This window comes from Magnetococcales bacterium, from assembly GCA_015231175.1.
Lineage (GTDB): Bacteria > Pseudomonadota > Magnetococcia > Magnetococcales > DC0425bin3 > HA3dbin3.
This window is the reverse complement of record JADGBZ010000055.1, coordinates 1-7,811: the sequence shown is the minus strand read 5'-3', so window position 1 is coordinate 7,811 and position 7,811 is coordinate 1. Positions and strand designations below refer to the sequence as shown.

Below are 7,811 nucleotides of genomic sequence, written 5' to 3'. Positions count from 1 at the left end.
CCGCCAGGAGGAAGGGCGCAGCCCTTCCTCCTGGACCTCCATCCCAGTCTTTTAATAGTTTTTTTTTGGGGCTCCGCCCCGGATCCCGCCAGGAGGAAGGGCGCAGCCCTCCCTCCTGGACCTCCATCCCAGTCTTTAAAGCGCTTGTTTTTTCACCGAAAGGACTGCACCAGCGACCCGACCACCAACGACCAACCATCCACCAGCACAAACAATATAAGCTTCACAGGCATGGAGATCACCAACGGCGGCAACATCATCATACCCATGGACATGACCACACTGGCCACCACCATATCGATGATCAGGAAGGGAAGATAGATCATGAAACCGATCTGAAAGGCGGTCTTCAACTCCGACACCATGAAGGCAGGGATCAAAAGCCGGATCGGCACATCCTGGGGTTTTTGGGTTTTCGGCATGCCGGCCAGGCGCATGAAAAGGGCCAGATCCTTCTCCCGGGTCTGGCGCAACATGAACCCCCGGATGGGAACGGATGCACGCTCCAGGGCCGTCGCCTCATTCAATTTTTTTTCCAGGTAGGGATTGAGAGCATCATCCCATACCCGATCGAAAACCGGTCCCATGACAAAAAAAGTGACAAAGAGAGAGAGCGCGACCAGAACCTGGTTGGGCGGTTGTCCCTGCAAACCCATGGCTTGGCGCACAAAAGACATGACCACGATCACGCGGGTGAACGAAGTCATCATGACGAGCATGGCCGGAGCCAGGGAAAAAAGGGTCATCAGGGCAAGAATCTGTAGCCCCACACCGACCTGACTCGGATCAGCCCGCCCCCCCGTGGAGAGGGTGATGGATGGAAAAGTCAAATCCGCCGCCGCAGCCACGCCGACCCCCAAACCCAATCCAAGGACAGACAGGGCAACGAGAACCCCCTTGTGGCGTTTGGGCAAAGTCACCGCGAGCGTTCCTCCAAAACGGGCAAATCCTTCTCTTCCAATTCGGCGAGCATCGACACCTGCTCCCGGGTGACACCCAACAGCCAAGCCCTGGATCCCACCCGAATCAGGCGAACACCCACGCCCGGGGCCAGGGTGCGCGACCCCAGAAGTTGCACCACACCACCACCCCAACGCGGCTCCAGACGTTTCCCCAGGCGAACGGCGATGACAGACAATGCCACCAATGCAGCCAAAAAGCCAAGGATACGGATCATCTCGCCGACAAAATCTACCGCCCCATCACCCTCCGTCCCGGCAAGAGCCCCCGCACCCTCGATCCAGACCGCCGCAAGAGCCACCATCCCCACAATCAGGAAGACCGCACCCAACCGAGGGCTCATCAGCGCAAACTCTCCAACCGCTCTTCCATGGAAACGATATCGGTGATGCGGATGCCAAGTTTTTCCTTGATCATGACCACCTCACCATAGGCCAGGAGACGGTCATTGACGTAGATCTCCAGGGGATCATCCGCCTCTTTTTGCAGTTCGATCAATGATCCTTTGTTCAACCTCAGCAGGCTACGAATCTCCATCTGGACACTGCCCAGCCGGACGGAGATATCCAGCGCCACATCCATGAGCAGTTCCAGATTGGGGGGAATGCCCCCTTTATCCTCTTCCGGTTTGCTCTCGACTCCTCCACCATCACCGGCCAGATCCTGCCAGTTCAGACTGCTGCCCAACGGGCTGGGGATGTGACCTTCGGCACCATTGCCCATCCCCCCTAAATCCTCATCGGAAAAATTGAGCTCCTCTTCCATAACGCTTCCGCTCCTGAACAGTTGACCTGGTGAATCACTCCTCTTTTTCTCTCACGACCCGTGTGACCCGCAGAGCGCGTTTGCCATCAACGACTCCGGCGATGGCGGCATACCGGGTATGGCCGTCAATGTCGATATCCACCTCTTCGGTGAGGTCCGTGTTGAGCATGATGACATCACCCACCTTCAGGTTGATCATGTCCCGCATGCTCATGGAGACATGATCGATCACCGGATCCAGGCGCAGGGGAACGTAGCCAAGTTGCCGAACCAGAGAGCGCCGCCACGTCGAAGCCCCACCAACGGTCTCTTTCTGCTGGAAGCCAACCTTGAGCTGCTGCTTGAACAGTTCAAGGATCACCGACGGAAAACAGATGGTCAATGACCCCTCCGCCTCCCCCACCTCCACGGCAAAGGTGATCAAGAAGACGTTGTCGTCAAGCGGCATCACCGCTGCAAACTGCGGCTGATTTTCCCAACGGGTCAACACCAATTTGAACGAGGGATCCAACTTTTTCCAGGAGAGTTCGATCTGCTCCCGGGCCACGTCCATAATGCGGTCAATCACCTTCATCTCAAAGGAGGAGAAGTTGCGAAACGGTCGCTCTGAATCGCCGCTTCCACCAAAAAAACCCTCCAAAACCCGATACATCACATCCCCGTCAATGGTCAACAGCGCCATATCCTCGGAGGGTTCCACACGCAAAATGTTAATGAAGATCGGAGGGGTCAACCCATGCACAAAACGCCCGAATACCTGGTTGATCGTGGTCTTGGGCATGACGTGAACCTCACGCCCCACCTTTTGCGTCAACTTGAAGGAAAGTTGAGATGCCAGATGTTCGTTGATCAAATCCAGACCGGGCAAGGCGCCTGCCCGAATGGAGGTTTTTTGACCAAAAACAAAGGCGCTGTATTTTTTCTCCTGAGAGGTATCGGGTATATCCTCGTCGATCTCCTCCAGGTTGATAGACCCTTCGTCCAACGCCCCCATGAGGGCGTCGATTTCTTCAGTGGAGAGGATTTGTGACATGGAATATCAACCGCCGGGTTTGTTGTCGCTGCGCGTTACTGAATGACGAACTCGGTAAAGTAAACCGACGTGATCTGACCATTGCTCAGGATGGCGTTGAGGCGCGCCAAAATCTCCTCCCGCAACTTGAACTTGCCATCGTAGGCCTGCAGCTCCTGCGTCCCCTTGGAGGTCAAAAGTTGCAGAATGATGTCACGGATTTGTGGCTGACGCTTGTCCAACTCCTCCTTCAATGGGGTGGACTTCAAACCTTTTTCACCCTCTTTGGCTGGTTCCTCAGGTTTCTCTTTGCCATCTTCACCCTTGGCAGGCACGCTCTGCCCCATCTCCAACTGGATCGTTGTCTTGAGATAGCGGTTCCCTCGTGGCTCGTTCAGGTTGACCACAAAAGGTTCCATCTTATAGATGTCTCCCACCATCTCATTGGGGCTTTTGGCCGTTTTTTCCGGATGCGGTTCCTTTTGCACCGCCTCTTTCACTTCAGTTGTGACGGTTTTGGAACCAAAAAAATATCCCCCGCCCGCACCCAACAACAAGGCCGGAATCACCATGATCAAAATTTTGACGATACCACCACCACCGCCACCACCACCACCGCCGGATTCCTCCTCCGGTTCCTGCTCCGCTTCTTCAGCCATGACATCACCCCTTCATGTGACCATGCCGCATCCATGCCTTTACGTCAACCCGACACCCCAGGCCCTGCCAGGGAGCCAGCCACCTGGACCCCGGTTCGTGGCCGGGTGCCGAATGGTTACAGAAAATTAAACGACCCTATGCCGCTCGTTTACCGTTTCAGGGCGATCAACTCCTCCATCATGCCGTCCGTAACCGTGATGAGCCGTGAGTTGGCCTGAAACGCCCGCTGCACGGTGATCATGTTTACAAACTCCGAGGATAAGTCAATATTGGATTGTTCCAAAGAAAAATTCTTGATGGCACCCAGGCGACCGCTTTGGGGCTGATCCGCTCGTGCGGCGCCGGAGAGGCGCGTCTCGGCAAACAGATTTGATCCGATCTGCTCAAGATCCTGAGCGTTGTCAAAGTCCACCAGGGCCACCTGATACAATCCGTGGCTGTCCCCATTGGAAAAATTGCCCGTGATCTTGCCATCCTGACCAATGGCCAGGCTCTCCAGATAACCCGTGGGAAAACCATTTTGACTCAGCCTCAGGGTGGCAAAATCACCTGCCAGTTGCACGGTGGCATCCGTCCCGTTATTGCCCGCATCGGCTGCCAGCGTCCCAGCCCCATACATGATCGGACTGCTGCTGGTGGTCGTACCTGTCGTACCTGTCGTACCCGTCGTACCCGTCGTACCCGTCGTACCTGTCGCACCCGTCGTACCTGTCGTACCTGTCGTACCTGTCGTGGCTGTCGTTACACCGGTAAGCCCCGTCGGCAGGGCAAAATCGTTCGTGGAGTCCCCATTGACGCCCACCGCCCCACCGAAATCGAAAAGAACCTGCTGGGATGCAGGTTTGGTGCTCGAACTCGAAAAATTGAACGTGATGGGAGTCGATCCCTCCTGGCTCAACCTGCCGAAGGAGTCAAACACCAGAACACCAGGTTTGTAGGGTGCACCAGTCGTGGCCGTACCCGTCGCACCTGTCGTACCCGTCGTACCTGTCGTACCTGTCGTACCCGTACCACCCGGCATTGCCATGACATTGCCGGTAATCAAATCAATGGCCGTCTTCTTTTGTCCGGCCTTTGCCTGAGAAGGATCCAATTCGGCAGACGGCACAACGGCATGCCACTCCCAGGAGTTGTTACCCAGATTCCTGAACTGCAACTCCACATTGTGACCATTACCCAGGGAGTCGTAGATACGCGACGTTGTCGCATAATCGTAGGTCGACGGATCGTCAGGGTTATAAACCTTCGTATTGATTTGCGATGATGCGTTCAGGTTCACCCCTACATTGACCAAAGTGGTGGCTTTGGGGTCACTGGTCTGAAACGGCGTCAAGTTGATATCCTGGAGGTTCCCCCCTCTGTTGCCATTCTTATCCAAAGCCCACCCCTGCAACACCAACCCTGCATTGGTCACCAGGTAGCCATCCTTGTTTTTCTTGAAGTCGCCCGCCCGGGTGTAAAAGGTATCATTGCTTGTCACAGCCGCCACGACCCCCCCCTGGACGGCCACATTCGGTTTTGATTTGACTTGAAAAAAACCCCGCCCATCGATGGACATGTCCGTGACGCTCGTGGTGCCGTTCAAGGATCCCTGGTTCATATCCTGGTCCACCGACGACATCCCCACGCCCGTGCCAATCTGGGTTGACCCTCGGGTACCGCTGATGCCTACAGTCTGGATGAGAATATCCTCGAACGTGGTACGACTTCCCTTGAATGCCGTGGTGTTGGCATTGGCCAGGTTATTCCCGATAACCGTCATGGCATTGCCGTAATTGGTCAATGCGCTGGACCCGGAATACATGGCCTCATGAATGCTGGTCATTCCAACCTCCTCTTGCAACTCCTGTAACAGCCTGACCCCTACAGCGACTCAAGCGCACACCAACGCACCGCTCCCTGTCACATGCCTGGATAAACCAGCCAGGGCGCACGCGCCATAACAAGCTTACTCACGCCATCAGGAATCGGGTTGGTCTATCCGCAGCACGCTGTTCAAAGGAAACACCCGACCATTCAAATCCAAAACAATGTCACCACTTTGCCGCGACACCCCTGTCACCACACCCGTCTGCAAGGTTGTCGCCTGGATGGATTGGTTGTCATCCATCTGCACCGCATACGTGTAGTGACCATCCGGCAATTTTCCGCCAAACTTGGCATCGTTGATATCGACCTTGTTGTCCCCGCTGCTGTAGGTCTTCGACGGAATCTCCTTGACCAACTTGCCGGATTCGTCAAAAACGCGCAGATGGGCCGAGGCGGACGAAGGCATCTGGAACTGCACCGACCCAGCCCCTCCGGACACATCCACTCCATTGCCAGAAACCGCAACCTGCTTCCCGATATAGGCCACAGCCTGGCTGATCTGATCTGGCGATTTGGAATCGATCAACTGTTGCAGAAGGGTGTTGGATTTTTTCTGCTCGCCCAGGGCTGTAAACTGGGCCATCTGGGCTGTAAACTCGGTATTCTGCATCGGTTCCATAGGATCCTGATATTCGAGTTGGGCCGATAACATTTTAAGAAAATCAATCTGTTGTTTATCGCCATTCGTGACATCCGCTCCCCCCCCCGCCGTACTCTTCGGGTCATACTGGGGAATGCTGCTGAGTGCTCCTGTCGCATCCATTTCGTATTCTCCTTGTACTTCCGCGCCTTCGCGCCGGACTCAACCGCCCACTGGTTACTTTTTGCCGCCAGGGCTTCCATCTCCGGACATTTTTTGCCCTTTTGTTTCTCTATCAATCTTTATGCCATGAAGAAAAAAACAAATCGCAATCGTAACTATTTATCACTTTTTCAAAAAAAGCCTGGATATGAAAGCTTTTGTCAGGGCTTAGCCCCGAACCCCACCAGGACGCTGTCCTGGACTAAGCCAGGGAGCCAGACCCCTGGACCCCGAGACATGAAAGCCCTTGTCAGGGCTTCGCCCCGAACCCCACCAGGGCGCTGCCCTGGACTAAGCCAGGGAGCCAGCCCCCTGGACCCCGAGCGTGGCCGGGTACCCTCAGGGCAACATTTGCCGAATCATTTCATCCCCTCAGGCAAAAAGGTTCAGTGCGCGCTCCCCCATCTCGGGCGATGTCCGCCACCCGGCACGGCCCGCCATGGGATCCAGGCCCTTGACCTCCTTCTCTTCCTGCGCCCCGGCATGCCCCTCCCGGCCACCATCACGCCACCCCTCGCCACCACCCTGATGGGATTGGGTTCCGACGTTGACCGTCAACCCGCCAAACCCCAAATTGTTGTTGGCAAATGCCTGTTGCAGTTGCGGCAGATCCCGGGTCAACAAATCCCTGGCCGCATCGGTTCCAGCCATGATCGTGACGTGGACTTGTTGATTTTTGTCCATTTGCAGACGCACATGCAGCTCACCCAAATCTTGCGGATCCAACGTAATCCGCACCTGTTCCGGCATTCCCGGACGGGAAATCATGCGCAAACGGCCAATATTGTCCGCCATCTCCTGGGCAAAATCCGGCTTTGTCGCCGTGAGCGTCAAGCGGGGAACATTGTCGCTTTTGCTCATGTCCCTGGAAATTTTGGCCGTCTCCGCCGCCAGGGAGATGCCATCCGGAAGTTTGAAGCCGGCATCTCCGACGTTGCTGCTTCCGGTCGGCCCGGCAACCGTGCCCAACGTCAAATTTTCGACTTGAGCCAACTTCACCTCACCCATGGGACCGCCACCCTGCCTGGCGCCAAGAACTCCCTGCAACAAGGCCTCCATCTGTTCCTGGCCACGACCCACGGGCATCTGAATTTCCCCACCTTCAGGGACAACCCCGCAAAAACCCAAGGCAAACTGCCCCTGCAACCACCCCAGAGGCACCCCTTGTTGTCCCATCTGGACAGGGGCGGCCACACCACCCTGCGGATCCGCTTGTGTTTCCGCTGGATGCACCTTCACCGCCCCGGTCGTCTCCGCACGGGAGACCCGCCCCCCCTCCTCACTCGCCCTGCTGCCCTGCCCCGCTGGCGACTTCGTCTCGGCTGGAACACTGTCCTGGGAGGAGCGTTGCTGTTCCTGCACCCGATCTGCAGATGCCCTTTTCTCTTCCGACCGGTCCGCAACCAGAGCGCGTTCCTGGGTTGTCTCTTCAACCCTGTCTGCCTGCTGGGCCTCCTGCCGATCCGCCTTGGCAACGGCATGGTGCAGGCAATCCTTGAACCGCTCCGCCGATGAATTCGACGGCGTTTTCTCTGCGGGCAATCGGCTCTGCAACGATTTTGCACCCGGCACAAAGGCCACCGGCGCATTGAAGGGTGTCATGGCAATCGGTTCCTCCAGCCTGCTTGGAATGGGAAGCTCTGTCGGCCCAGCGAATGATTCGTCAACGGTAATTATTCAGTACCTTCTCAAGAAAAGCCTGGATATGAAAGCCTTTGTCAGGGCTTCGCCCCGAACCCCACC

At 56.3% G+C, this 7,811-nt stretch carries 8 protein-coding genes; all 8 read right to left on the bottom strand.

Features of this window, described 5'->3' with window-relative positions; all coding sequences use genetic code 11:
• Positions 1-152: 152 nt before the first annotated feature.
• The 8 genes from fliP to HQL63_11400 all read right to left on the bottom strand — a co-directional run bounded on the left by fliP (position 153) and on the right by HQL63_11400 (position 7,670).
• Positions 153-920, bottom strand: a complete 768-nt coding sequence (fliP, locus tag HQL63_11435) for a flagellar type III secretion system pore protein FliP (GenBank protein MBF0177441.1) — start codon at positions 918-920, stop codon at positions 153-155.
• A complete protein-coding gene (locus HQL63_11430; protein MBF0177440.1) occupies positions 917-1,303 on the bottom strand; it encodes a FliO/MopB family protein in 387 nt (128 codons plus the stop codon). Before HQL63_11430 ends, fliP begins: the two co-directional genes overlap by 4 nt.
• Entirely contained in the window at positions 1,303-1,725 is a 423-nt protein-coding gene (gene fliN / locus HQL63_11425) for a flagellar motor switch protein FliN (GenBank protein MBF0177439.1), read from the bottom strand. The genes HQL63_11430 and fliN overlap by 1 nt, the downstream gene beginning before the upstream one ends.
• Positions 1,726-1,759: 34 nt before the next feature.
• Positions 1,760-2,758, bottom strand: a complete 999-nt coding sequence (fliM, locus tag HQL63_11420) for a flagellar motor switch protein FliM (GenBank protein ID MBF0177438.1) — start codon at positions 2,756-2,758, stop codon at positions 1,760-1,762.
• 35 nt (positions 2,759-2,793) lie between these two features.
• On the bottom strand, positions 2,794-3,396 hold the full coding sequence (locus HQL63_11415; GenBank protein MBF0177437.1) for a flagellar basal body-associated FliL family protein: 603 nt from the start codon (positions 3,394-3,396) through the stop codon (positions 2,794-2,796).
• Between the two features lie 149 nt (positions 3,397-3,545).
• Positions 3,546-5,222 carry a flagellar hook protein FlgE gene (locus HQL63_11410; protein MBF0177436.1) on the bottom strand — a complete coding sequence of 559 codons (1,677 nt, stop codon included), beginning with the start codon at positions 5,220-5,222 and terminating at the stop codon, positions 3,546-3,548.
• 135 nt (positions 5,223-5,357) lie between these two features.
• Positions 5,358-6,029 carry a flagellar hook assembly protein FlgD gene (locus HQL63_11405; GenBank protein ID MBF0177435.1) on the bottom strand — a complete coding sequence of 224 codons (672 nt, stop codon included), beginning with the start codon at positions 6,027-6,029 and terminating at the stop codon, positions 5,358-5,360.
• A gap of 411 nt (positions 6,030-6,440) precedes the next feature.
• Complete coding sequence (locus HQL63_11400) at positions 6,441-7,670, bottom strand: flagellar hook-length control protein FliK (GenBank protein ID MBF0177434.1); 1,230 nt, start codon at positions 7,668-7,670, stop codon at positions 6,441-6,443.
• Between the last annotated feature and the right edge of the window lie 141 nt (positions 7,671-7,811).